Raw genomic sequence first — 22614 nt, 5'->3', positions numbered from 1 at the left:
GATAAGCATGGGCTCTGCTAAAATGCGCCGCCTTATCCGTCTGTAGGCTGCACTGTGCCATTTACCTGGGTTGACTGGGCGATCGTTGCAATCATCGCCATCTCCGCATTGATCAGTCTGAGCCGCGGCTTCGTCAAAGAAGCGCTGTCGCTGGTGACCTGGATCATCGCAGGAGTCGTTGCCTGGATGTTCGGTGGCGCATTGTCCGAGTACCTCGCCGGATATATCGAAACGCCGTCGGCCCGTGTGATCACGGGCTGTGCCATCATGTTTGTCGCCACGTTAATCGTAGGCGCAATGATCAATTATCTTATCGGCGAGTTGGTACGCGTCACCGGGCTTTCCGGGACCGATCGATTCCTCGGCATGGCCTTCGGTGCCGCGCGTGGCGTGTTGCTGGTGGTCGTGGCGGTCGGGCTGTTGAGCCTGGGGCCGGTACAGCAGGACGGGTGGTGGAAAGAGTCCCAACTCGTGCCAAAGTTTTTATTGGTCGCAGACTGGTCCAAAAACCTGATTCTCGGGTGGAGCAGTCAGTGGCTTGCCAGCGGTATCAGCGTACCCGCTGAAATACCGTTCAAGGAGCACCTCTTGCCGACGGCGAAAACGCCTCAGTGAGTTGTGTTCAGTTCAGATCCATTAAGTAGGGGTTGCGTCGCATGTGTGGCATCGTCGGTATCGTCGGTAAGTCGAACGTCAATCAGGCGCTGTATGACGCGCTAACCGTCCTCCAGCACCGCGGCCAGGACGCTGCCGGTATCGTGACCAGCCATGAAGGCCGGTTATTCCTGCGCAAGGACAACGGTCTGGTGCGTGACGTGTTTCATCAGCGTCACATGCAGCGTCTGGTCGGTCACATGGGCATTGGCCATGTGCGCTACCCGACTGCGGGCAGCTCGACCTCGGCCGAAGCTCAGCCGTTTTACGTCAACTCGCCTTATGGCATCACCTTGGCGCACAACGGCAACCTGACCAACGTTGAACAACTGGCCAAGGAGATTTACGAATCTGACCTTCGCCACGTCAACACCAGTTCCGATTCGGAAGTGCTGCTCAACGTGTTCGCGCACGAACTGGCCCAGCGCGGCAAGTTGCAGCCAACCGAAGAGGACGTATTCGCCGCCGTGACTGACGTGCACAACCGTTGCGTCGGTGGTTACGCCGTCGTGGCGATGGTGACCGGCTATGGCATCGTCGGTTTCCGCGACCCGCACGGCATCCGTCCGATCGTGTTCGGCCAGCGTCACACTGACGAAGGCGTCGAATACATGATCGCCTCCGAAAGCGTTTCCCTGGACGTACTCGGTTTCACCCTGATTCGCGACCTGGCACCGGGCGAAGCGGTCTACATCACTGAAGACGGCAAGCTGCACACCCGTCAGTGCGCGACCAACCCGTCCCTGACCCCGTGCATCTTCGAACACGTCTACCTGGCGCGTCCGGACTCGATCATCGACGGCGTGTCGGTCTACAAGGCCCGTCTGCGCATGGGCGAGAAGCTTGCCGAGAAGATTCTTCGTGAGCGTCCCGAGCACGACATCGACGTGGTCATCCCGATCCCGGACACCAGTCGCACGGCTGCTCTGGAGCTGGCGAACCACCTGGGCGTGAAGTTCCGCGAAGGCTTCGTGAAGAACCGTTATATCGGCCGCACCTTCATCATGCCGGGCCAGGCCGCGCGGAAAAAATCCGTACGGCAGAAACTCAACGCCATCGAGCTGGAATTCCGCGGCAAGAACGTGATGCTGGTGGATGACTCCATCGTGCGCGGCACCACTTGCAAGCAGATCATCCAGATGGCGCGTGAAGCGGGTGCCAAGAATGTCTACTTCTGCTCCGCAGCACCGGCCGTGCGTTTCCCGAACGTCTACGGCATCGATATGCCGAGCGCCCACGAACTGATCGCCCACAACCGTTCGACCCAGGACGTGGCTGATCTGATCGGTGCCGATTGGCTGATCTATCAGGACCTGCCTGATTTGATCGAAGCGGTCGGCGGCGGCAAGATCAAGATCGAGAAGTTCGATTGTGCAGTCTTCGACGGCCAGTACGTGACCGGCGACGTCGACGAGGCCTACCTGAACAAGATCGAGCAGGCACGTAACGATGCCTCCAAGGTCAAGACCCAGGCGGTCAGTGCGATCATCGATCTGTACAACAACTGAGTAATTACCGGCCCCTAGGGGCCGGTTTTGTATCTACCAACGAATTCTTATTTTTCAAGAACGGGGCAAGGAGTGACAGCATGAGTCAGGATTGGGATGCCGGTCGGTTGGACAGCGACCTCGAAGGCGTAGCGTTCGATACCCTGGCCGTACGTGCCGGTCAGCACCGTACGCCGGAAGGCGAACACGGTGATCCGATGTTCTTCACTTCCAGCTACGTATTCCGCACTGCCGCCGACGCGGCCGCACGTTTTGCCGGGGAAGTGCCGGGCAACGTTTATTCGCGCTACACCAACCCGACCGTTCGCGCTTTCGAAGAGCGCATTGCCGCGCTGGAAGGCGCCGAGCAGGCCGTGGCCACCGCGACCGGCATGGCCGCGATCATGGCGGTGGTGATGAGCCTGTGCAGTGCTGGCGATCACGTGCTGGTATCGCGCAGCGTGTTTGGCTCGACCATCAGTCTGTTCGAAAAATACTTCAAGCGATTCGGCGTCGAAGTCGATTACGTCCCCCTGGCGGATTTGTCCGGTTGGGATGCGGCAATCAAGGCCAATACCAAATTGCTGTTTGTCGAGTCGCCGTCCAACCCGCTGGCCGAGCTGGTGGATATTGCCGAGCTGGCGGAAATCGCTCACGCCAAAGGCGCGATGCTGGTGGTCGACAACTGCTTCTGCACCCCGGCGTTGCAACAGCCGTTGAAATTGGGGGCGGACGTCGTCGTTCACTCGGCAACCAAGTTCATCGACGGCCAGGGTCGTTGCATGGGCGGTGTCGTGGCCGGTCGCAGTGAGCAGATGAAAGAAGTGGTCGGTTTCCTGCGTACCGCCGGGCCGACCCTCAGCCCGTTCAACGCCTGGATCTTCCTCAAGGGCTTGGAAACCCTGAATCTGCGGATGAAGGCGCATTGCGCCAATGCCCAGCAACTGGCCGAGTGGCTGGAGCAGCAGGACGGCGTCGAAAAAGTCCATTACGCCGGGCTCAAGAGCCATCCGCAGCACGAGTTGGCCCAGCGTCAGCAGAAGGGCTTTGGTGCGGTGGTGAGTTTCGAGGTCAAGGGTGGCAAAGAGGGTGCCTGGCGTTTTATCGACGCGACCCGCCTGATTTCGATCACCGCCAACCTGGGCGACAGCAAAACCACCATCACCCACCCGAGTACCACCTCTCACGGGCGTCTGGCGCCCCAAGAGCGTGAAGCTGCGGGCATTCGTGACAGCCTGATCCGCGTTGCGGTGGGGCTGGAAGACGTGGCTGACCTGCAAGCCGACCTGGCGCGCGGGTTGGCTGCCTTGTGATCGAAATGTCCACGCCAGCCGGCTCCAATGGCCGCGTTGCACTGGTTACCGGTGCCGCGCGGGGCATCGGCCTGGGGATTGCCGCCTGGCTGATCAGCGAAGGCTGGCAAGTCGTGCTGACGGACGTGGATCGGGTGCGCGGTTCGAAAGTGGCGAAGGTCCTTGGCGAAAACGCCTGGTTCATCGCCATGGACGTGTCGAACGAAGGGCAGGTGGCGCTGGGTGTCGCTGAGGTGTTGGGGCAGTTTGGGCGTCTGGATGCGTTGGTGTGCAATGCGGCGGTAGCCGATCCGCATAACATCACCCTGGAAAGTCTCGACCTGGCGTACTGGAATCGGGTATTGGCGGTGAATCTCAGTGGGCCGATGTTGTTGGCCAAGCACTGTGCGCCTTACTTGCGTGCTCACAGCGGGGCGATCGTCAATCTGGCCTCGACCCGCGCCGGGCAATCGGAACCCGATACTGAGGCTTACGCAGCGAGCAAGGGCGGTTTGCTGGCCTTGACTCATGCGTTGGCGATCAGCCTTGGCCCGGAGATTCGCGTCAATGCGGTCAGCCCCGGCTGGATCGATGCGCGAGATCCTTCGGTGCGACGCGCCGAGCCGTTGACCGATGCCGATCATGCGCAGCATCCGGCAGGCCGGGTAGGGACGGTCGAGGACGTGGCGGCGATGGTCGCGTGGCTGTTGTCGAAGAACGCCGGTTTCGTGACAGGCCAGGAGTTCGTGGTCGACGGCGGCATGACCAAGAAGATGGTTTACGAGTAGCAGCTGCAGGTCTCACGCTTCAAGCTGCCAGTTAAGGCCGCCTGAGTCAGTCCTGCTTACGCAGCTCCGCTCTACTCTTGCAGCTTGAAACTCGTCGCTAAAAGCTGTTTTTGAAAAAAACTTCAATCCTGCTATTGACTTAGGTTCGCTACCTGCGTAAATTTCGCGGCCTCGGAGATGCAAACGGGTGATTAGCTCAGCTGGGAGAGCGTCTGCCTTACAAGCAGAATGTCGGCGGTTCGATCCCGTCATCACCCACCACTCCCGAGAGTCTTGCGAAAGCAAGATGGAAGCTGAAATGCCTCCACCGACGCGCAGCGGTAGTTCAGTCGGTTAGAATACCGGCCTGTCACGCCGGGGGTCGCGGGTTCGAGTCCCGTCCGCTGCGCCATATTTTCCGAGTCAGATTCATCTGGTTCGAGATTGAAAAGCTACTGAGTTTTCAATCAGACGAGTTACCTGGACGCAAGTCCACAGCGATACGCAGCGGTAGTTCAGTCGGTTAGAATACCGGCCTGTCACGCCGGGGGTCGCGGGTTCGAGTCCCGTCCGCTGCGCCATATCTGCTCCGAGGCCCACTGAACGCCTTGGAGCTACGAAGAAAGCCAACTGCGCTACTTCGAGTCGATAGCAAAGACCCTGGTCGAAAGACCGGGGTTTTTTGTGTCTAAAATTTGACCTTTCTCCTGTTTCCCTCCTGGCTGCAACCCTTTATCCAGCACACATCCCTGTAGGAGCGAGCCTGCTCGCGAAGGCGTCGGCACATTCAAAATTTACATCAGCTAGAACGGCGCTTTCGCGAGCAGGCTCGCTCCTGCAGGGAGGGTAGATGTGAGTTAGTTCAGTGGTTTGCTGCGGTGCAAAGTCGCAGTTTTTTGATTCTTTAGTCAGTTTTTTGTGTCTGGTTATTTGCCGCGAGCGCATAAGCCTATAAACTTAACCTTTCGGTCAGCTTTGCACTGCCACTACAGCCCTTTGCAGCGTCAAGGAAGGGCTTCTGCAAGACTCGAGATTTCCAGTACATAACCAGAAGGGCGGACCCCATAACCGCCCAGAGGATGATCCATGTCCAACCGTGAAATATCCCGGCGTTCGTTCCTTCAGGGCGGGCTGGTAGCGGGTGTGAGCGTGACGCTTACACCGCTCAGCAGTCAGGCGCTGGCCGCCTTGATGGAAAACAGCGTGACCGTGCCATCCGAGCAATGGCTCGGCAACAACGGCAAGGCGCGTGCCCGTAACGATGCCTTGTCCAAGGTCTGCGGCAGCAAGGTTTTTGCCCGCGATATCCGTTCCAGGGACATGCCGGGCTGGCCGCAACAACAAGGCCACGCGATGCTGCTGAAAACCGTCAAGGCTGATCGCATTTACGACGGTTACGACCTGTCATGGCTCGCTACCGATCTGCAGCCGGACCGCATCGTCACCGCCGAGGATCTGGTCAAGGACGGCATCGTCTTCCCGGAAGAACACGCCCCCGATCCATTGTTGCCGGTCGGCAAGGTACCCATGTTCATCGGTCACCCGGTGGCGATCCTTATCTGGAATGACTTCGAGCGTTTCCGCCAGGCCAAGGCCAAACTCAAGTTCAATGACAAGGCGATTCGCTACGGGGCCCAAGTGCCGTACTACGAGGGTGATCCGTATGGCAGCTTCCGCTACGTGCGGGTGGGCGGCGCGACCTCTGCGGACGAAGACGAATTCGCCAGCCTCAAGGATTCGATCCTGTTCCCGATGCTGCGCAATCGCCGCCCGGTGTGGAACTCCCAACCGAACCTGCACGGCAACCTGACCGAGCGCGGCTTGTTCTACGCCGAGCGCATGAAGCAACAGCTCGAGACGCCGCCAGACAACTGGCTGGTGTTCGACGAGCGCTACAAGACCCCGTCGATCGAACCGGCGGCGATGGAGCCGGACAACGGCAACGGCTGGTATGACCCGGCGACCAAGACTCTGCATTTCGTGGTGGCGACCCAGTGCCCGCTGGAAGCTGCAACCGAGACCGCGAAGATGATCGCGCCGTCGCGTTTCGGCCTGGCGAACCTGAACATGCACCCGGGCTACACCGTTGGCTACGGCTCGAAAGACCACAACATTTTCGTTTATTACGCCGCCTTGGCAGCGCTGTACGGCGCCGGTGTGCCGGTGCGTCTGGCCAACGATCGCTACGAGCAGTTCCAGAGCGGCATCAAGCGTCACCCGTTCGACATTCGCTATCAGCTGGCGGTCGACAAGAATGATCACAGCTTCAAGATTTTCCGCGCCGACATGAGCGTCGACGGTGGCGGACGGGTCAACTACAGCCCTTCGGTGGCGGCGGTGGGGGCCACGGCGGCGCAGTCGATCTACTACATGCCGCAGAACGATTTACAGGTCACGGCCTATCATTCCCGCGCCGTTGAAGCCGGGTCGATGCGTGGCTATGGCACCCTGCAGAGCATGGCGTCGACCGAGATGATGGTCGACGAAATCGCCGGTCGCTTGGGCGTCGATGCCATCGACCTGCGCAAGAAAAACGCCCTGCGTTCGGGCATGAAAAACACCCAGGGTGCAGTGCCGGCAGGGGCGTTGCGTCTGCACGAGATTCTCGACAAGGCGGCGGTTCACGAGGTCTGGAAAAACCGCGACGCGATCAAGAAGCAGCGCGAGGCGGCTGATCCGGATCACTGGTATGGCATCGGGTTCGCCATTTGCCAGAAAGACTTCGGCACCGGTTCCGAAGCGCCGATGGCCAGCATCGAATTCACTGCCGAAGGCCGCATCACCCTGCGCCACATAGGCATCGAAATCGGTACCGGCATGTCGACTTCGCAAGCGATGGTCGTGGCCGATTTCCTCGGCAGCCCGGCGCACGAAGTAAAGACCGGCGAAACCGAATGGAAAGAGATGCAGCTGATGACCGGCGGCAACCCTTACATCATGAGCCAGGCCGAGCAGGACAACTTCCTGCGCAATCCGCGCTGGGTCGGCAAAATCGCTTCGGCCTCGTCGGCTACCAATTCGGCCTACTACTTCAGCCACGCCACCCGTGAAGCGGCACGCGTGCTGTTCAACCACGGTTTGTGGCCGGCGGCGCTGGAGATCTGGCGCCAGGGCCCTTATGGCGGCCAGGCCAACCCATATGTGGTGCGTCGCGAGGACGCTCACTGGGTCGATGGCAAGCTGACCGCCAACGGCATGGAGCCGTTGCCGTTCGAAGTGCTGGCCAAGCGTGCTCACGAGCGCGGTCTGGTGACGGCCGCTACTGTGCACGGTTTCAACCGCTGGAGCTGGGCCGAGGCCGAGTTCAGCATCGATGGCGTGCGTGAGCGCTTGCCGCTCGATGGCCTGGCAGTCAAGTACGGCGACGGTGCGCCGAAGGCGAAGCTGGCGCAAATGAACAGCGCCGGTTTCCATTTGCTGGATCGGCAGAACATCGCCTACCCGGCGACCCAGTTGAACAACGCAGCCGTGACCTACTACAGCCCCGTCGCCACACTGGTCGAGTTGAAAGTGAACAAGGGTTCGGCGGAAGTCGAAGTGCTCAACCACCACTCGTGGGTCGAGTGCGGTCGGGTGCTGGTGCCCGAGCTGGTCAAGGGTCAGATCGAAGGCGGCATCGCCATGGGCATCGGCCATGCGCTGATGGAAGAAATGCCTCTGTACGAAGGCGGACCGGGGGAGGGTGACTGGAACTTCAATCGTTACCGCCTGCCCATGGCGCGACACGTGGCGGTGTGGAAACAGACTGCGGAAATCCTGCCGCCATTGTCGCCGAGCGACCCGTCCAAGGGCATCGCCGAGGTGGTGATGATCCCGGTGGTCGGTGCCATCGGCAACGGTGTGGCTCACGCCATCGGCAAACGCGTACGCGACCTGCCTATCACTTCTGCACGCATCAAGGAGGCCCTCAATGGCTAACCGTCCGCTTCAACTGACCCTCAACGGTCAATCCGTCGGCCCGGTGGACATCCCTGATGACCTGCCGATGATCGACTACCTGCACGAATACAAGAACCTTACCGGCTCGCGCCTGGGTTGCGGCCAGGGCATTTGCCATGCCTGTGTGGTCATCGTCGACAACCCTGACGGCACCAGCGAAGAAGTGCGCACCTGCATCACTGGCGCGCATTATTTCGAAGGCAAGAAAGTACGGACCATCGAAGGTCACGCGACCCGTGACGAGCAGGGCAAGGTCACCGAGCTGAACCCGATCCAGCAGCGTTTCGTCGACGAGTTCGCCTTCCAGTGCAGCTACTGCGCGCCCGGTTTCGTCAACGCGGCGACCGTGCTGGTGGAAAAACTGCAGCGTCAGCCCATCGTCAAAAGCCAGTTGGAAAAGGTCATCGAGGACAGCCTTGGCCACCACATCTGCCGCTGCACCGGGTACGTGCGCTACTACAGCGCCACGCGCAACGTGCTGACCGATCTCGGCCTGGTCAAGGAGGGTTAAGCATGAAGTACCTACTTACCCGCTTGGCGCTGGCGGTCGGCCTGGCTGCGCCGGTGTTTTTGGTTCATGCCGATGATCAGGTTAAGCGCGGCGAATACCTCGCTCGCGCCGCCGACTGCATGGCCTGTCACACCGCGCCGGGTGGCGCGCCGTTCGCGGGCGGTCTGCCGATCGTCTCGCCGTTCGGCACGATCTACGGCACCAACATTACCCCGAGCAAAGAGCACGGCATCGGTCTGTACAACGATGATGAATTCTTCGCCGCGTTGACGGAAGGCAAGCGCCGCGATGGTGCGAATCTGTACCCGGCGATGCCGTACACCTCGTATCACTTGATGCCGCGCGAGGATTCCGATGCGATTCATGCGTACCTGAAGACCGTCGAGCCCATCGAGCGTGCTGCGCCGGTGACCCGCCTGAGCTTTCCGTTCAACGTGCGCCTGGGCCTGATGGGGTGGAACATGCTCTACGGCAATGGCGTGAAACTGGCGCCGGCTGAAGGCAAAAGTGAAGCCTGGAAACGTGGCCAGTACATGGTTGACGTACTCGGCCATTGCGGCGAATGCCATACCCCACGCGGCTTGCCTGGTGCGATGCAACAGGACAAGCGCATGACCGGCGGTCTACTCAATGGCTATCTCGCGCCGAGCCTGCTGGCCACTGACCTGGCGGCTCGCGGCTGGAATCATCAGGACCTGAGCTCGTTCCTCAAGCACGGCATGAGCGCCCAGGGCACGATGTTCAACGAGATGTTCCCGGTGTTCCACAACAGCACCCAAGGCCTCAATGACCCGGACCTGGCAGCCATGGCGACCTTCCTGCTCGGCGATCAGCCGCCGACGGCAAAAGTGCTGACCGAAGTGCCATTGGAGCAATTGACTGCGAGTGCCCAGCGCGGGCGTCAGGAATATTTAAATGTTTGTGCCGGTTGCCATGCGGTGGGTGGTGAAGGCAAACCGCACATCGCTGTGGCCATGCGCGGCAACACAACGCTGCGCCTGGAAGATCCGCGCAACCTGGTGCGGGTGATCGACGATGGTATCGGCGAACAGAAATTTACCGGGTTCGAACACATGCAACCGATGCCGGGTTTTGCCCGGAAACTCAGTCAGGAGCAGCTCACTGATCTGCTGAACTACCTGCGTCAGGGCTGGGGCGGGCAATCGGGTGACCTGGCGGTAAACGACGTGCAGAAGCTGCGGGCAGAAGCTTCGCCGCTCGAGCACAAGGCGCACTGACATGCAGCATCTCGACCTGCAAGTGGTGCGCCGGGCTCTGGAGTGGTCGGCGGCCGGTCAGCGCGTCTGGCTGTGCACCGTGCTCGCCACCTACGGCTCGGCGCCCCGAGCGCCGGGCTCGCTGCTGGCGGTGAACGCCGAAGGGCTGTGGATCGGATCGCTGTCCGGCGGCTGCGTCGAGGAGGACTTCCTTGAGCGCGTCGCCGAGGGCGCCTTTGAGCAGGCGGTCAGCGTCGTTCGCTACGGTGAAGGCGATGACCCGCGCTCGCGGGTGAGCCTGCCCTGTGGCGGCGTGCTCGATGTGCTGGTGGAGAAGCTCGAGCCCGGTTGCGAGGAGCAAGCGCATTTGCAGGCGTTGGAGGCGGCGCTGTTGGGTCGACGCCGGTTGATCCGCGAAGTCGATCTGGCCAGCGGCGCGCGCAGTCTGGTCGATGATCGCGAGCAGGGCGTGCGGGTCGAGCGTGAGATCGACCGGGTCCGACTGCGCATCGGCGCGGCTCAGCGTTTGTTGCTGGCCGGGTATTCCAGCGTGGCGCACGCCTGCGCGGAGTTTGCCGTGGGCCTGGGCTTTGAAGTGATCCTCTGTGATCCGCGCGACGAGGTGCTGGAAGGCGTGGTGCTGGAGGACGTGGAGATCCGTCGCCAATTGCCCTCGGTGTTCATCGCCGATGGCGGCTGCCATAGCGATACGGCGGTGGTGGCACTGACCCACGATCCGCGCATCGATGACCTGGCAATGATGGAAGCGGTGCGCACCGAGGCGTTCTACATCGGTGTGATGGGGTCGGTGCAGACATCGCAAAAGCGCTTCGAACGGCTGCGGCGCATTGGCGGGCTGGGTGATGTCGAACTGGCGCGGATTCACGCACCGATCGGTCTGAACCTGGGCAGCAAGACGCCGTCGGAAATCGCGCTGGCCGTGCTGGCAGATATCTTGCGGATTCGCAGTGGAATTGCACGGGATCGACTTTGACGCGCTGTTAAAAGAAGGGGCCGCATCAAGCGGCCCTTTTCATATCTGGCGGTCAGTACCCGAACTTGTCCCGCAATCCGTAATACCAGGCGCCCAATGCCGCAAAGGGTGTGCGCAGCAATTGGCCGCCAGGGAACGGGTAGTGCGGCAGGTCGGCAAAGGCGTCGAAGCGCTCCGCCTGACCGCGCAATGCCTCGGCAAGCACCTTGCCCGCCAGGTGCGTATAGGTCACGCCATGGCCGCTGCAACCCTGGGAATAATAGATGTTGTCGCCCAACCGTCCGACCTGTGGCAGGCGCGACAGCGTCAGGAGGAAATTGCCGGTCCAGGCGTAATCGATCTTCACGTCCTTGAGTTGCGGGAAAGCCTTGAGCATTTTGGGTCGAATGATGGCTTCGATGTTCGCCGGGTCGCGCGCGCCATACACCACGCCGCCGCCGAAAATCAGGCGCTTGTCACCGCTGAGGCGGTAGTAGTCGAGCAGGTAGTTGCAGTCCTCGACGCAGTAATCCTGAGGCAGCAGACTTTTCGCCAATGCATCGCCCAAGGGTTCAGTCGTAATGACCTGTGTGCCGCACGGCATCGACTTGGCGGCCAGCTCGGGTACGAGATTGCCCAGGTAGGCGTTGCCCGCCACGATGATGAATTTGGCCCGGACCTTGCCCTGCGGCGTGTGCACCACCGGGTTCGTGCCGCGTTCGATGCGCACTGCCGGCGATTGCTCGTAGATCGTGCCGCCCAGCGACTCGACCGCAGCTGCTTCGCCCAGCGCCAGGTTAAGCGGATGAATGTGCCCGCCGCTCATGTCGAGCATGCCGCCGACGTACTGATCGCAGTCCACGACTTCACGAATACGCCGTTGATCCATCAACTCGAGCTGCGTGTGCCCGAAACGTTCCCACAAGCGCTTCTGGGATTCCAGGTGACCCATCTGCTTGGCGGTGATGGCAGCGAACACGCCACCGTCCTTCAAGTCGCACTGGATGTTGTACTTGGCCACTCGCTCACGAATGATCCGCCCACCTTCGAACGCCATTTGCCCCAGCAACTGAGCCTGCCTGGGGCCGACACTGCGCTCGATCACGTCGATATCGCGGCTGTAGCTGTTAACGATCTGGCCGCCGTTGCGTCCCGACGCGCCGAAACCCACTTTGGCCGCTTCAAGCACCGTTACCCGAAAGCCGTTCTCCAGCAGAAACAGAGCCGAGGACAACCCGGTATAACCGGCGCCGATCACACAGACATCAGTCTCAACGTCATCCTGCAAAGCCGGACGCGGTGGGGTCGCATTGGCCGATGCGGCGTAGTAGGACTCTGGGTAGGGGGTGTGCGCCATCCTGCAGCCTCTGTTTAATATATTTTACGAGTATGTTGATCCTACCCGAGTTAAAAAACGACCGCCAGCCACCGGAAAATCTTCTTTGCAGCAGCAAAATTAAATATTTTGCATATTCATAGGGTTAGCTCGAAAAAAGGTGTTGACACCCCTCCGGAATTCCGTAGAATGCCGCCTCACAGCAGGCACGTAGCTCAGTTGGTTAGAGCACCACCTTGACATGGTGGGGGTCGTTGGTTCGAGTCCAATCGCGCCTACCAAACAAAATCCGCTCTGCTGGGCGGTCTAGAAGGGCTCACCGAAAGGTGGGCCCTTTTTTGTTGTCTGGTGTTTGGAAAAACGTTGGAAATGATTTGGAAAAACGAACCACTTTTCAGAGTTTCAAATCGGCCTTCACCTTCTTGTAAACCACCTCGTCATCGCCGTGCCCAGCCTGATAATGCTCAGTCATTTTTACGTCGGCGTGACCCATCAAGCCTTGAATATACTCCTGCTCGAAACCCTGCTGCTCGTACAGCCAGGCCCCGAGTGCGCGTATCTCATGGAAAGTAGGGCGCTCGCCGACCGGCAATTCTTCGTAAGCCTTCGAATCGTCCCGCGCCTGGGCGAAGGACTTGGTCAGGTAGTCAGGCGTCACCGCATTCCAGTGTAGCTTGGCGTCCAGCTGTGTCCGTTTGCGTGCCTTCGGCGAGTAGTGGGGACGATCAGCCTGCAGCAGCATAAAACCAGTCAGGTACAGGCCGGTACCGGAACGAGTGGGGTACCTGTGCCATGAGATACCGAAAGCTCGACGCCAACGGTGACTACACCTTTGGCCACCAGCAGGCTGACTTCTACCGCGACACACCGCAGGCCCCGGCACAGGCCGTGAGCACACGATTGAAGCTCGAGTAGGGCGAATGGTTCCTCGACAAAACCGAGGGTATGCCGTGGAGCACCCAGGTGCAGGGTGAGCGAACTGTTGCCACGCGTGACTCTGCCGTTCAGCGGCGTGTGCTTGGCACGCAAGGCGTTACCCAGATCGACAGCTACGACAGCACCTTCGATCCAGAAACCCGAACCTTCATTCCCACGGTGGAAATCACCACGGACTTTGGGCAGACGACCATCAGCGAGACACTTTAAATGGCCTCTCCAACTGCACCGACCATTTCGGCGACCGGTATTTCCGCGCCGACTTACGCCGAAGTCCTAGCCTATCTCCAGTCAAAGTACCGATCGATCTACGGTGACGACATCTATCTTGAATCCGATTCGCAGGATGGTCAGTTTCTCGGTGTGATCGCCCTGGCCATCAGCGATGCCAATGCCGCGACGATTGCTGCCTATCTGTCGTTCTCGCCGGGCACCGCGCAAAAGGCCGCGCTTTCCAGCAACGTGAAGATCAACGGCATCAGTCGGGCGGTGTCGACGAACTCCCAGTCAGATCTGACCATTGTTGGCCAGGCGGGCACCGTCATTACCCAAGGTTTCGCCCAGGACCAGAACAACAACAAATGGGTGCTTCCGGCGACAGTGACCATCCCGCCTTCGGGCTCGATCATTGTTACGGCAGTTTGTGCGACGGCCGGCGCCATTTCGGCCGGGCCTGATCAGATCAACAAGATCGCCACGATGACGCGCGGCTGGCAGAGTGTTTCCAACGCCTTTCCAGCCAGTGAAGGCGCGCCAGTCGAAACTGATTCAGCGCTTCGCCAGCGGCAGAAGACATCTACGGCATTGCCGTCCCGAACTGTGCTTGAGGGCACCATCGGGGCCGTAGCCGGTGTTGCCGGTGTAACCCGGTACGTCGCTTACGACAACGACACCAAAGTCACCGACGTGAACGGAATTCCCGGAAACAGCCTGGCGATGGTAGTGGAGGGTGGTGATGTATCCGCTATCGCCTCAGCCATCGCAGGCAAAAAAGGCCCGGGTGGCGGGACCTACAGTACAACATCAGCGACGGTGCTGAATGTCTACGGTATGCCGATCCCGATCAACTTTTTCAGGCCGACTTATCGCGCCATCACAGCGGCGGCATCCCTCAAGGCTTTGCCTGGATACACCTCGGCTATCGGCACTGCGCTTCAGCAGGCCGTATCCGACTACGTCAACCTGGTGGCAATCGGTGGCGGCCCCAGCGGAACGGTCGAATGGGCGGACGCGCTCACAGCGGCGAACAGCATTCCAGGCAGCAACACGTTCAAGCTGACCGCGCTCACGCTATCAGGCCCAGGCGGCCCCGGCACTCCTGACGTGCCGCTGGCATTCAACGAAGCAGCCTCCTGCACGCCGGCGAGCATTGTCCTAACGGTGACCTGACATGGCAGATATCAAGGACTACACCGGGAAAATTACCAACCAGCACGCGGATAAGCCCAAGTACATGGCGATGGTTGAGGGCATTGCCCAGTGCTTTGTTGACACGAATGAGGTCGCCGCGGGGCTGCCTGAAGACTTTGATCTCGATAGTGCTGAAGACGCGCAACTTGATGATGTAGGTTTGTGGGTCGGGATATCGCGGAACATTTCTACACCGCTGACCAATGTTTATTTTGCGCTGGACACTGACGGCCTGGGGTTTGATCAGGGAGCATGGAAAGGGCCATTTGATCCGGATTCGGGCATAACCACGCTCGACAACGAAACCTATCGTACGTTGCTCAAAGCCAAGATTGGTGCCAACCGCTGGGATGGCACGCTCGAACAGTCGAAAGATATTCTGGATTCGGTGTTCAGTGGTGATTCGCAGGTGTTCATCCAGGACACCCAGGACATGACCATCACCATTGGTGTAGCCGGCAAGGCGCCAAGTGCGATCGAGCTGGCACTGCTCACTGGTGGGTACATCCCCATCAAGCCACAAAGCGTCGGCGTTCTCTATTACATCGCACCAACCACTGACGGCCCGCTCTTCGGGTTCGATGTCGCCAATCAATACGTCGCCGGCTTCGATCAAGGAAGTTGGGGAAAAGTCTACTCATAACTCGGGGTTTTTATGCCAACGAATGACTTCTTGCCGTTCGGCTCTGCCGTGGGCGCCAATGTTATGTCTCAAGCAGACTACTTGGCTCTTGCAGCTCGTCTTAACGGATTTTCTTCGGGTACCGCCAACTCTGCTCAGTTGAACAAGGCCTGGCGCCAATCATCCATTGTGGCTGCCGTGATCGGGCAATTGATCGCCAACCGCTCTGGGCAGAACGCAGTCGACGACGGTACTACCGCTACGCTGCTGGCCAACCTCGAACTGGCAATCAACGGCCTATCGCAAATTGGCAGCGGTTCTTACGCTGCTGGAGGTGGCACGGCGAACGCGCACACAGCGGCGTTCAACCCGCCGGTTGCCGCGCTGACTGACGGCATGGTTCTCAAGTACAAAGCCTCCGTAGCCAACACCGGTGCCTGTACGTTCAACCCAAACGGCTTGGGCGCAAAACCCCTCGTTGGCTTCGGGCACAGCGCCCTTCAAGGTGGCGAAATCGTCGTCAACAGCGATGTTTGGCTGCAGTACAACACTTCGATTGGTGGCGGATCATGGGTTCTGATTGACAGTTCCGGGGGGGGGCGTTGCAGGTCGCACCAGCAACCCAAAGCCAGCATGCTGTTCAATTCAGCCAGGTTGCGGGGGTTGTTGGGCAGGCCAGAAACCTCAGGATGTCAGTAGCAGCTGCATCCGCGACTGCGACGCTGACTGCTGATGAGATCGTCGTAGAAACCGCGCTTGGCGGACTGCGTTACTGTCTCGCAAGCTTCAACAAGACAATCAACCTGGCGACCACAGGCGCTGGTGGTATGGATACCGGCACCGCACCTGTTAACGGATTTGTTGGGATTTATGCCATCTACAACCCAACCAGCGGGGCCTCGGCTTTGTTGGCGGTGAATGCAGCATCCGTAGTGGCAAGTGTTTATGGCGGTGCAAACATGCCCGCGGGGTATTCGGCCTCAGCACTAGTCGGTGTTTGGCTAACAAACGGTAGCGGTCAGTTCATAGTAGGATATCAATCAGATCGATTTACCTGCTACACCACCACAACTGTGCTCATTACATCTGCGGTGACAGGCAGTATCACATCACTCTCCATTGCCGCAGTAGTCCCGCCCAACGCTAAGTATATTTCCGGTAACACGCTCATATCGTGTAGTACTGCAAGCGTCATTCACTTAGACATTTACCCCTCCACGGCTGCGGTAGGAAATAAGCAAAATTATTCGACTACGACCGCAGCCAATGGCGGTAACGCAGTCTCTTTTGATCGCCTACAACTACTTACGCCTCAGACGATGGGGTACTACGCAACATCGACAGCAGGCACTCCAAGCTTTCAAATTGCAATCACTGGGTATGAAATATGACTATTTTTGTACAGTTCTCCGATGCAACAAAATCAGCGATTACCTCGGTCTTTGCCTGTGAGCAAGACCCTGATGAGCATCCTCCCCAGGGCAATGTCGACGAGTCGGACCCCCGATATCTTGCCTTCATTGAAGCATGCCCTTTCTTAGAGGCGCCTATCGACTAGGCTCTGACGTCCGGATCTTTGCTGGTTCGAAGCGATCAATTATCGCTTTACCCAACGAAATTCCGGGTAGTTCAACGAAGCGAAACACCAGATAGCTGAATGTATAGGTTAGTGCGATCACGGCCAGCCAGATCGCAAGCGTCCCGACAACAAGAGGCCACCCAGAGCTTTTTGCTGACATACCGATCTGCGAACCAACGATGGCCAGGAATAAGCCATGGAACAGGTAAACCGAATAGGAAACGTCTGACATGAACGTTACGATCCGGCTGCGGCATACCGTTTCAAGTATATTTAAGTGGCGTGCGATAGGACGATATGGCACCGCCATGACGGCCATTAATGCAACCAATGCAACGAGATAAATCACTTGGCTCTGGTAAATATCTCCCAGCTTCGCACACATCAGCAAGGCCAACAGTACGTAAGTGGCTCGGTGCCAATTCGATGTGGTAGAGGTTGAGGCTGCGCGGTAAATCAGGATGCCTGCGAGGAAGATTGGTAGCTTGAAAAACAGCATTGAAGGTTCAAAAAAGAAATGCGCTTTGCCCGCGGCCACCGCCTGGTTAAACACCCACATGAATGCATAAGAAAACAGCGCCAGCACAACAGCAGTCTTCCCTGCTCCAAATCGTTTCATCGCAAGATAAATGAAAGGAAACACGACGTAGAACTGCATTTCAAGGCTGAGACTCCAGTCCGGTAAAAATGTCGAAAATGAGTAAGTTGGGAATAGGCCGAAAAGAAAAGATACATGAAGAAGTAAATTTCCAACTGTGTAATTTGTTCGGGCTGGATCGTAAACCCAATCGCCTTCCCATAGGGCCGGGTTTAACTCCCGCAAATGCGTGTATCCGCCAAGATAGAGAGGCGCGAGAGCAACTACCAGAAACAGGCAAAGATAATACGCAGGTGCTAGTCGAAAATAACGGCGAGCGTAAAATCGCAACCAATTGGCAGGGCTGGACATTGACTCACTAGCTTCACGGTTTTGAACGGTGTAGGCCATCAGGAAGCCAGACAACACCATAAAAAGATCAACTGCGATCTTTGGAGCGGGAACCGACATATCCAGCCATGAACCGCCCCAAATAAAACAGTGTCCGGTAACAACCCAAAAAGCCGCGAAGGCCCGGATACCGTTCAAAAAAGACGTATCTCTATTCATTTTCGCAACTATCCATCCAGCGCTGGTTGAGCGCCGATGGTAGCACGCCGCCCTTTATCTGAATTTTCACGCCCGGAGAGAAGCATGCCCATCACCGCGCAGCAGTTGCTGCAGATCCTCCCGAAAGCCGGCGTTTTTGTTCCTGTCCTCAACACGGCCATGGGTCGGTTCCAGATTATCGGCTCCAACGAGTGGCGGCATTCATTGCCCAGATCGGCCATGAATCTGGCCAGTTGGTCTACGTCCGTGAGATCTGGGGGCCAACCCCTGCCCAAGCCAAGTACGAGGGTCGCAAGGATCTTGGCAACTCCGTCCCGGGCGATGGCTTCAAATACCGCGGGCGCGGCCTGATCCAGATTACGGGCCGGGCGAACTATGCGGCGTGCGGCGAAGCCCTGGGCCTGGACCTGATCAATCAGCCGGAGCTGCTGGAGCAGCCGAAGAACGCCTGCTTGTCTGCGGCCTGGTTCTGGGCAACCAATGGACTGAACACTCTGGCTGATCAGGACCAGTTCAACACCATCACCCGCCGCATTAATGGTGGCCTCAACGGCCTTCAAGATCGGCTTGAAATTTGGGCACGAGCTCGGGCGGTGCTGGTATGAAGCCCATCTGGCTACGAATCCGTCCTTATATAGCTGCGATTGCCCCGGTTGGGCCGCATTGTTCAGTGCCTACCACCACGGCGAGACGGTGAAGGGCAACGAGTGGCAGGCGAAGTGGGATAAGCGGGACGCCGACGATGCACAGGCAAAAGCAACCAACGAGGCCACCGAGCGCACCAGAACGCCGGAGATGGGTGGCCAATCTTTCGGATGGATTCGGACGACCTGGGGAAGGTGCAAGGATTTTATGGGCGCCAGAAGAAGCGAGATTACTGTAGGAATATACAACGCTAAGTTATTGATTCTTATAGGGTGATTTGTCTGATTTTTACCTATGGAAAAAATCGAATATATCTTTAAAAATCAACACGTTGTGTTCGTGTCTTGGACACCTTGACGTGGGGGGCGTTGGTCCGAGTCCAATCGCGCCTACCAAACAAAATCCGCTCTGCTGGGCGGTCTAGAGGGGCTCACCGAAAGGTGGGCCCTTTTTTGTTGCCTGGTGTTTGGACAAACGTCGGGAATATTTTGGGCACACGACCACCGCGCGACATCTTCAGGTGGGCTTTCACGTTCATGAGCGCTGCTTGGCTATCGCTGCCCCGTCTTGGTATTTCGTACTCACGGAAGGTCGCCTGGTTGGTCCTGGGGGCCATTGCAGGCGTCGCGAGACCTGTCGAGTGGATGATCGTCATGGCGACCACGACCTATAAAGATGGCGTGATCGGTTAAGACGCCTGCGTCTTTGTTTCTCTTTACTGGGGCTGCAGGTGAGGTCAGCGAAGTGAGGAGGGCAGCTTTGAGCCTTTCGCGAACTCGACTGCCGCGGTAATGGCAGCCCGGGCTTGAGGGCTATTTTTCCAGCATGTCGAGCCTGACGCTGCGGATGCCTGGGCCAGGATGTCACCAACATTCGATGTGCCGAGTTCGGCAAGCGATTTGATCCCCATCTGTTCAAGCCGGGCAATGACAGCCGGGCCTACACCCTTGAGCGCTAAAAGAGCGGTTCTTTCTTCCAGTGAAAATGACATCCGTGAAGTCCTTTTGATCAGTGAGCCCTATTAAGTTGGCCCAACGCTGTGGGTAAAGTCGGCAGGTTGCCGAATAATTAATGCAAAAACCAGTAGATGTCACTGTCGTCGCGCAGACTGGCCCTCGTGCCTTGAGCATTGATGAAAAACTGAATAAAAATCAGTTCCAGCTACATTGAACTGTGATCGTTGAATTGCATCCAACTAAAACAGACCACCCAACGTTTGTTTCGCGAAATTAAGCGGGAGGGCAAGTTGATGGGGCGGCGAGCGATGATTCGTTTTTTTGCGGCTTACTTGTCCATTTGCCTCTTGCTCCAATGGGCGGTGGTTCAGGCGTCCCCCTGGATTGCCTCTCGTGTTCTTTTGAGGTGGATCCTCTAACGCCGTAATTCAGGCGTAAAATGAGCCGTGCTACCTCCCCACGAGGAGTCTCCCATGATTTGCGACCCAACAAACAAACAGGCATCCGACGACAAGCTCGTCTGGGATCAATACTTCTGCGCTGCCTTGATTGCCGAAAGTAACCTGACCGCTCCGGTCGTCGGCGGCACCACTGGCGCTACTCACGAAGACAGACAGAATATGTTGATCGAAAGGGCCAAGGCGCTCGCCGACAAAATGATGGAAAACAGAAAGTGAACAGAGCCCAGCCATCGCGCTGGGCTCGTTTTTTCTACGGCCTGCCATGAATGGCTTTTCGGCTCAGGCGATCAGCTCGACTTTTCCGGTCGCCAGGCGATAGATGCCGCCCACTATTTTCAATTTGCCTTTGCTCAGCGCATCAGTCAGCAGGGGCGTGGCCTTCTTGAGGCGTTCGACCGAGTTTTTGACATTTTGCACGGTCGCATTTTCCACCAGATCCCCTGGTTGTTTGAGGACGGTCTCGACAGATGACTTGAGTGCGTCAGTCAGTTTCGGAATATGCCCTGGGAATACGGTGTGGTCTTTGACGGCTTTTATGCCGGCTTCGATGGCGCCGCAACTTTCGTGTCCCAGTACGAGAATCAGTGGTGCACCAAGCACGGCGACGCCGTATTCAATGCTTGCCAGTCCTTCGTCGGTAACGAAGTTACCGGCAACGCGTATGGCGAAAAGATCACCTCGCGCGGTATCAAATGCGTATTCGGGTGCGATACGCGAGTCAGAGCAACTCAGTACGGCCACGAAGGGATTCTGGCCGGAAACCAGTGCTTCGCGCTCGTCCTTGAAGTCGTGGGTCTTTGAGTTGCCGCTCACGTACCGTTCATTTCCCTGGATCAGCCGTTGCAGTGCCTCGTCAGGGTTGATTGCATTTTGTGGTTTTGGAGGGGTGGATGTTTTTTCGGCTGCCTGGATGATTCGGTTGGGCAGTGCGCCGGCGAGAAGCAGAGCGCCTGCTCCCAGTCCGGCAAGCCGAAGAAAACGGCGGCGATCATTTGTGGGTGGAGCAGAGTTTGAATCACATGATTCACACATGATTTTGTGTACTCAAGTCAACACGGTGGGAGTGACTGCTGTTGGGGGGTGGTGGCTGCAGGAGCCTGCAATTGCCAGCGTGTTGGAGTCTAGTCGGTCCGGGGCGCCGCGTTCTCCAAGGGTGGGCCTCGAATGTCGACAGTTTGCGAGGCGGCGCAATCCATCGATTCATGGGCTACTACTGACAGGCTGTTTCAACTTTGTCCTGACAGGAGTTTCTCGATGCTGATTCACTGGATCCTTGCCGCCGTTCACCTATTGGCTGTTGCGCTGGCTTTTTCGGCGGTCCTGGCCCGTGGCACGGCATTTCGGCGGTTGATGGCTGGTACGGGGGAGGTGCGAAGCGTATTGCTTGCCGATAATCTGTGGGGGATTTCGGCCCTGATTTTACTGGTTAGCGGCGGGATGCGAGCCTTCGGTGGCTACGAGAAAGGCACGGACTACTATCTGCACCAACCGTTGTTCCACCTCAAGATAGCGTTGTTTGTGATCATCCTGCTGCTGGAGATTGCGCCGATGATCACGCTGATCAAATGGAGGATCGCGTTGGCGCGCGGCACCGCTATCGACATCGGGCGCGCGAAGCTGTTTGCCAGGGCCAGTCACATCGAAGCGCTGCTGGTATTGCTGATCATCGTGGCGGCCACGGGCATGGCGCGGGGGGTGACCTATGGTTGAGCGTTGGGAGGGGGCGGCGAGAATATCTGGCCGTCATGGCCTGCGACTTGGCCTGAATCAGCCAGATCAGCGACTGAGCGGAGTTTGTGGTGACACCTGAATCTTTAGCCAGCCGTCGTTACGGAGCGAACGGGCTGGCTACTGACGGCGCAGGGTTCAGGGGGTTTGCGGTTTGTCGGGCGCGGTCAGGCCGGCCTGAATGCGCTGGTAAATTTCTTCGCGATGCACCGCAACGTCTTTCGGAGCGTTGATGCCGATCCTGACTTGCTGGCCGCTTACGCCCAGGATGGTGATCGTAATGTCATCACCAATGTTTATGCTTTCACCGACTTTGCGGGTGAGTATCAGCATGGTCTTCTCCTTGATTGCTTTGTGGGGCACCTGATTCGGACAGTGCAGAGGTCGGTGGTATGTATAGATTAGTGCGAAGTCTCAAAGTTTGGGTGCCTCTTTCTGACGTGCAGATGCAGCATTAATTCCCAAGGCGTAACTATACAGAGGCCGCATCCATCATTCTCGTTGTTTTAAGCCCATTTTGCGGCACTCGAGAAGTATTCATGAATGTTAAAATCGCCGGTTTAGGCATTCAGAGGGAAACGCTGTGCGCAAAATGGTCTTGGTTATGGCAGTGCTGTCGCTGGCGGGATGCGGTGAGGGCAAGCGCGTTGAACCACCTAAGCCTGTGCCGGCAACGGCCGCTGCTCCAGTGCAGGCCTCAGGTCCTCAATGGGATCTCGAGGTTCGAGGTGAAACGCCTCAGGCTGTCAGCGACCTCAGCGGCTGGTTGATCGAACACAATTTCATGTCCAGTGTCGTCAAGGAGAACGGCAAGGTCCGCATTCTGATGGGCCCATACAGTTCGAAAGCCGAAGCCGAGGCTAAACAGGCCGAGGTGAATGCGGCCATCGTCCGTGCGAAGAAACAGAATGTTGAAGTGCTGGTCCTCGAGCGTCCGACAGCTCAGTAACGATC

At 58.1% G+C, this 22614-nt stretch carries 23 protein-coding genes, 4 tRNA genes and 1 pseudogene; 22 read left to right on the top strand and 6 right to left on the bottom strand.

The window, feature by feature from the left end:
* Positions 1 to 54 precede the first annotated feature (54 nt).
* From GQ39_RS15345 to GQ39_RS15295, 11 genes are all read left to right on the top strand, one after another.
* Positions 55 to 615, top strand: a complete 561-nt coding sequence (locus tag GQ39_RS15345; RefSeq protein WP_047531228.1) for a CvpA family protein — start codon at positions 55 to 57, stop codon at positions 613 to 615.
* A 41-nt stretch (positions 616 to 656) separates the two neighbouring features.
* Positions 657 to 2162, top strand: coding sequence for an amidophosphoribosyltransferase (purF, locus tag GQ39_RS15340; protein WP_047531226.1), 1506 nt, complete (start codon positions 657 to 659; stop codon positions 2160 to 2162).
* A gap of 80 nt (positions 2163 to 2242) precedes the next feature.
* Entirely contained in the window at positions 2243 to 3454 is a 1212-nt protein-coding gene (locus GQ39_RS15335) for an O-succinylhomoserine sulfhydrylase (RefSeq protein WP_047531225.1), read from the top strand.
* A gap of 5 nt (positions 3455 to 3459) precedes the next feature.
* Complete coding sequence (locus tag GQ39_RS15330) at positions 3460 to 4221, top strand: SDR family oxidoreductase (RefSeq protein ID WP_161793936.1); 762 nt, start codon at positions 3460 to 3462, stop codon at positions 4219 to 4221.
* 185 nt (positions 4222 to 4406) lie between these two features.
* A tRNA-Val gene (locus GQ39_RS15325) sits at positions 4407 to 4482 on the top strand.
* Positions 4483 to 4535: 53 nt separating this feature from the next.
* Positions 4536 to 4612: transfer RNA gene (locus GQ39_RS15320), tRNA-Asp, on the top strand.
* 92 nt (positions 4613 to 4704) lie between these two features.
* Positions 4705 to 4781, top strand: a tRNA-Asp gene (locus GQ39_RS15315).
* A gap of 505 nt (positions 4782 to 5286) precedes the next feature.
* On the top strand, positions 5287 to 8118 hold the full coding sequence (locus tag GQ39_RS15310; RefSeq protein WP_047531221.1) for a xanthine dehydrogenase family protein molybdopterin-binding subunit: 2832 nt from the start codon (positions 5287 to 5289) through the stop codon (positions 8116 to 8118).
* Positions 8111 to 8650, top strand: a complete 540-nt coding sequence (locus GQ39_RS15305) for a (2Fe-2S)-binding protein (protein WP_007982256.1) — start codon at positions 8111 to 8113, stop codon at positions 8648 to 8650. Before GQ39_RS15310 ends, GQ39_RS15305 begins: the two co-directional genes overlap by 8 nt.
* A 2-nt stretch (positions 8651 to 8652) precedes the next feature.
* Positions 8653 to 9888, top strand: coding sequence for a c-type cytochrome (locus GQ39_RS15300; RefSeq protein ID WP_047531214.1), 1236 nt, complete (start codon positions 8653 to 8655; stop codon positions 9886 to 9888).
* A gap of 1 nt (position 9889) precedes the next feature.
* Positions 9890 to 10861, top strand: coding sequence for an XdhC family protein (locus GQ39_RS15295; RefSeq protein WP_047531212.1), 972 nt, complete (start codon positions 9890 to 9892; stop codon positions 10859 to 10861).
* Positions 10862 to 10913: 52 nt separating this feature from the next.
* On the opposite strand, the gene GQ39_RS15290 is transcribed toward GQ39_RS15295, so the two are convergent.
* Positions 10914 to 12197, bottom strand: coding sequence for an NAD(P)/FAD-dependent oxidoreductase (locus GQ39_RS15290; protein ID WP_047531210.1), 1284 nt, complete (start codon positions 12195 to 12197; stop codon positions 10914 to 10916).
* 183 nt (positions 12198 to 12380) lie between these two features.
* On the opposite strand from GQ39_RS15290, the gene GQ39_RS15285 reads away from it, so the two are divergent.
* Positions 12381 to 12457, top strand: a tRNA-Val gene (locus tag GQ39_RS15285).
* Positions 12458 to 12570: 113 nt separating this feature from the next.
* On the opposite strand, the gene GQ39_RS15280 is transcribed toward GQ39_RS15285, so the two are convergent.
* A complete protein-coding gene (locus tag GQ39_RS15280) occupies positions 12571 to 12918 on the bottom strand; it encodes a tyrosine-type recombinase/integrase (RefSeq protein WP_236693110.1) in 348 nt (115 codons plus the stop codon).
* Positions 12919 to 12968: 50 nt separating this feature from the next.
* On the opposite strand from GQ39_RS15280, the gene GQ39_RS33525 reads away from it, so the two are divergent.
* From GQ39_RS33525 to GQ39_RS31575, 6 genes are read left to right on the top strand one after another with little or no spacing between them, the layout of a single operon-like run.
* On the top strand, positions 12969 to 13091 hold the full coding sequence (locus GQ39_RS33525) for a hypothetical protein (RefSeq protein WP_269082052.1): 123 nt from the start codon (positions 12969 to 12971) through the stop codon (positions 13089 to 13091).
* 30 nt (positions 13092 to 13121) lie between these two features.
* Positions 13122 to 13322 carry a hypothetical protein gene (locus tag GQ39_RS33095; RefSeq protein ID WP_201774173.1) on the top strand — a complete coding sequence of 67 codons (201 nt, stop codon included), beginning with the start codon at positions 13122 to 13124 and terminating at the stop codon, positions 13320 to 13322.
* Positions 13323 to 14501, top strand: a complete 1179-nt coding sequence (locus tag GQ39_RS15270) for a baseplate J/gp47 family protein (RefSeq protein WP_047531208.1) — start codon at positions 13323 to 13325, stop codon at positions 14499 to 14501. It abuts the gene before it with no gap.
* Position 14502: 1 nt separating this feature from the next.
* Positions 14503 to 15165 (top strand): DUF2612 domain-containing protein, encoded by a 663-nt coding sequence (locus tag GQ39_RS32495; protein ID WP_047531206.1) that lies wholly within the window; start codon positions 14503 to 14505, stop codon positions 15163 to 15165.
* A 12-nt stretch (positions 15166 to 15177) separates the two neighbouring features.
* Positions 15178 to 15843, top strand: a complete 666-nt coding sequence (locus GQ39_RS33035) for a hypothetical protein (RefSeq protein ID WP_177329329.1) — start codon at positions 15178 to 15180, stop codon at positions 15841 to 15843.
* Positions 15834 to 16535 carry a phage tail protein gene (locus GQ39_RS31575; protein ID WP_081997925.1) on the top strand — a complete coding sequence of 234 codons (702 nt, stop codon included), beginning with the start codon at positions 15834 to 15836 and terminating at the stop codon, positions 16533 to 16535. The genes GQ39_RS33035 and GQ39_RS31575 overlap by 10 nt, the downstream gene beginning before the upstream one ends.
* A gap of 156 nt (positions 16536 to 16691) precedes the next feature.
* Here GQ39_RS31575 and GQ39_RS31570 read toward each other — a convergent pair whose 3' ends face one another.
* Positions 16692 to 17870 carry an acyltransferase family protein gene (locus GQ39_RS31570; RefSeq protein WP_081997924.1) on the bottom strand — a complete coding sequence of 393 codons (1179 nt, stop codon included), beginning with the start codon at positions 17868 to 17870 and terminating at the stop codon, positions 16692 to 16694.
* Between the two features lie 84 nt (positions 17871 to 17954).
* Here GQ39_RS31570 and GQ39_RS15245 point away from each other — a divergent pair.
* A pseudogene (locus GQ39_RS15245) lies at positions 17955 to 18475 on the top strand (glycoside hydrolase family 19 protein).
* 776 nt (positions 18476 to 19251) lie between these two features.
* On the opposite strand, the gene GQ39_RS15230 reads toward GQ39_RS15245, so the two are convergent.
* Positions 19252 to 19506, bottom strand: coding sequence for a Pathogenicity locus (locus GQ39_RS15230; protein ID WP_047531199.1), 255 nt, complete (start codon positions 19504 to 19506; stop codon positions 19252 to 19254).
* 438 nt (positions 19507 to 19944) lie between these two features.
* Here GQ39_RS15230 and GQ39_RS15220 point away from each other — a divergent pair, with 438 nt between their 5' ends.
* Positions 19945 to 20148, top strand: a complete 204-nt coding sequence (locus GQ39_RS15220) for a hypothetical protein (protein WP_047531197.1) — start codon at positions 19945 to 19947, stop codon at positions 20146 to 20148.
* Positions 20149 to 20211: 63 nt separating this feature from the next.
* Here GQ39_RS15220 and GQ39_RS15215 read toward each other — a convergent pair whose 3' ends face one another.
* Positions 20212 to 20964, bottom strand: coding sequence for a carbonic anhydrase (locus GQ39_RS15215; RefSeq protein WP_047531196.1), 753 nt, complete (start codon positions 20962 to 20964; stop codon positions 20212 to 20214).
* Between the two features lie 222 nt (positions 20965 to 21186).
* Here GQ39_RS15215 and GQ39_RS15210 point away from each other — a divergent pair, with 222 nt between their 5' ends.
* Positions 21187 to 21642 (top strand): DUF2214 family protein, encoded by a 456-nt coding sequence (locus GQ39_RS15210; protein ID WP_047531194.1) that lies wholly within the window; start codon positions 21187 to 21189, stop codon positions 21640 to 21642.
* A gap of 156 nt (positions 21643 to 21798) precedes the next feature.
* Here the strand turns inward: GQ39_RS15210 and csrA are convergent, their stop codons facing one another.
* Positions 21799 to 21993 (bottom strand): carbon storage regulator CsrA, encoded by a 195-nt coding sequence (gene csrA, locus GQ39_RS15205; RefSeq protein WP_007938114.1) that lies wholly within the window; start codon positions 21991 to 21993, stop codon positions 21799 to 21801.
* A gap of 250 nt (positions 21994 to 22243) precedes the next feature.
* On the opposite strand from csrA, the gene GQ39_RS15200 reads away from it, so the two are divergent.
* Positions 22244 to 22609 (top strand): sporulation protein, encoded by a 366-nt coding sequence (locus GQ39_RS15200; protein WP_047531187.1) that lies wholly within the window; start codon positions 22244 to 22246, stop codon positions 22607 to 22609.
* Positions 22610 to 22614: the final 5 nt, after the last annotated feature.

Source organism: Pseudomonas sp. 11/12A, assembly GCF_000800055.1.
Taxonomy (GTDB): domain Bacteria; phylum Pseudomonadota; class Gammaproteobacteria; order Pseudomonadales; family Pseudomonadaceae; genus Aquipseudomonas; species Aquipseudomonas mohnii.
The sequence above is the reverse complement of the archived record's forward strand: the minus strand, read 5'-3'. Positions and strand labels throughout refer to the sequence as shown.

Coding starts and splice junctions, on each gene's coding strand:
- purF (WP_047531226.1), top strand. CDS start 657: ATGTGTGGCATCGTCGGTATCGTCGGTAAGTCGAACGTCAATCAGGCG.
- GQ39_RS15335 (WP_047531225.1), top strand. CDS start 2,243: ATGAGTCAGGATTGGGATGCCGGTCGGTTGGACAGCGACCTCGAAGGC.
- GQ39_RS15330 (WP_161793936.1), top strand. CDS start 3,460: ATGTCCACGCCAGCCGGCTCCAATGGCCGCGTTGCACTGGTTACCGGT.
- GQ39_RS15310 (WP_047531221.1), top strand. CDS start 5,287: ATGTCCAACCGTGAAATATCCCGGCGTTCGTTCCTTCAGGGCGGGCTG.
- GQ39_RS15305 (WP_007982256.1), top strand. CDS start 8,111: ATGGCTAACCGTCCGCTTCAACTGACCCTCAACGGTCAATCCGTCGGC.
- GQ39_RS15300 (WP_047531214.1), top strand. CDS start 8,653: ATGAAGTACCTACTTACCCGCTTGGCGCTGGCGGTCGGCCTGGCTGCG.
- GQ39_RS15295 (WP_047531212.1), top strand. CDS start 9,890: ATGCAGCATCTCGACCTGCAAGTGGTGCGCCGGGCTCTGGAGTGGTCG.
- GQ39_RS15290 (WP_047531210.1), bottom strand. CDS start 12,197: ATGGCGCACACCCCCTACCCAGAGTCCTACTACGCCGCATCGGCCAAT.
- GQ39_RS15280 (WP_236693110.1), bottom strand. CDS start 12,918: ATGCTGCTGCAGGCTGATCGTCCCCACTACTCGCCGAAGGCACGCAAA.
- GQ39_RS33525 (WP_269082052.1), top strand. CDS start 12,969: ATGAGATACCGAAAGCTCGACGCCAACGGTGACTACACCTTTGGCCAC.
- GQ39_RS33095 (WP_201774173.1), top strand. CDS start 13,122: ATGCCGTGGAGCACCCAGGTGCAGGGTGAGCGAACTGTTGCCACGCGT.
- GQ39_RS15270 (WP_047531208.1), top strand. CDS start 13,323: ATGGCCTCTCCAACTGCACCGACCATTTCGGCGACCGGTATTTCCGCG.
- GQ39_RS32495 (WP_047531206.1), top strand. CDS start 14,503: ATGGCAGATATCAAGGACTACACCGGGAAAATTACCAACCAGCACGCG.
- GQ39_RS33035 (WP_177329329.1), top strand. CDS start 15,178: ATGCCAACGAATGACTTCTTGCCGTTCGGCTCTGCCGTGGGCGCCAAT.
- GQ39_RS31575 (WP_081997925.1), top strand. CDS start 15,834: ATGTCAGTAGCAGCTGCATCCGCGACTGCGACGCTGACTGCTGATGAG.
- GQ39_RS31570 (WP_081997924.1), bottom strand. CDS start 17,870: ATGAATAGAGATACGTCTTTTTTGAACGGTATCCGGGCCTTCGCGGCT.
- GQ39_RS15230 (WP_047531199.1), bottom strand. CDS start 19,506: ATGTCATTTTCACTGGAAGAAAGAACCGCTCTTTTAGCGCTCAAGGGT.
- GQ39_RS15220 (WP_047531197.1), top strand. CDS start 19,945: ATGATTTGCGACCCAACAAACAAACAGGCATCCGACGACAAGCTCGTC.
- GQ39_RS15215 (WP_047531196.1), bottom strand. CDS start 20,964: ATGTGTGAATCATGTGATTCAAACTCTGCTCCACCCACAAATGATCGC.
- GQ39_RS15210 (WP_047531194.1), top strand. CDS start 21,187: ATGCTGATTCACTGGATCCTTGCCGCCGTTCACCTATTGGCTGTTGCG.
- csrA (WP_007938114.1), bottom strand. CDS start 21,993: ATGCTGATACTCACCCGCAAAGTCGGTGAAAGCATAAACATTGGTGAT.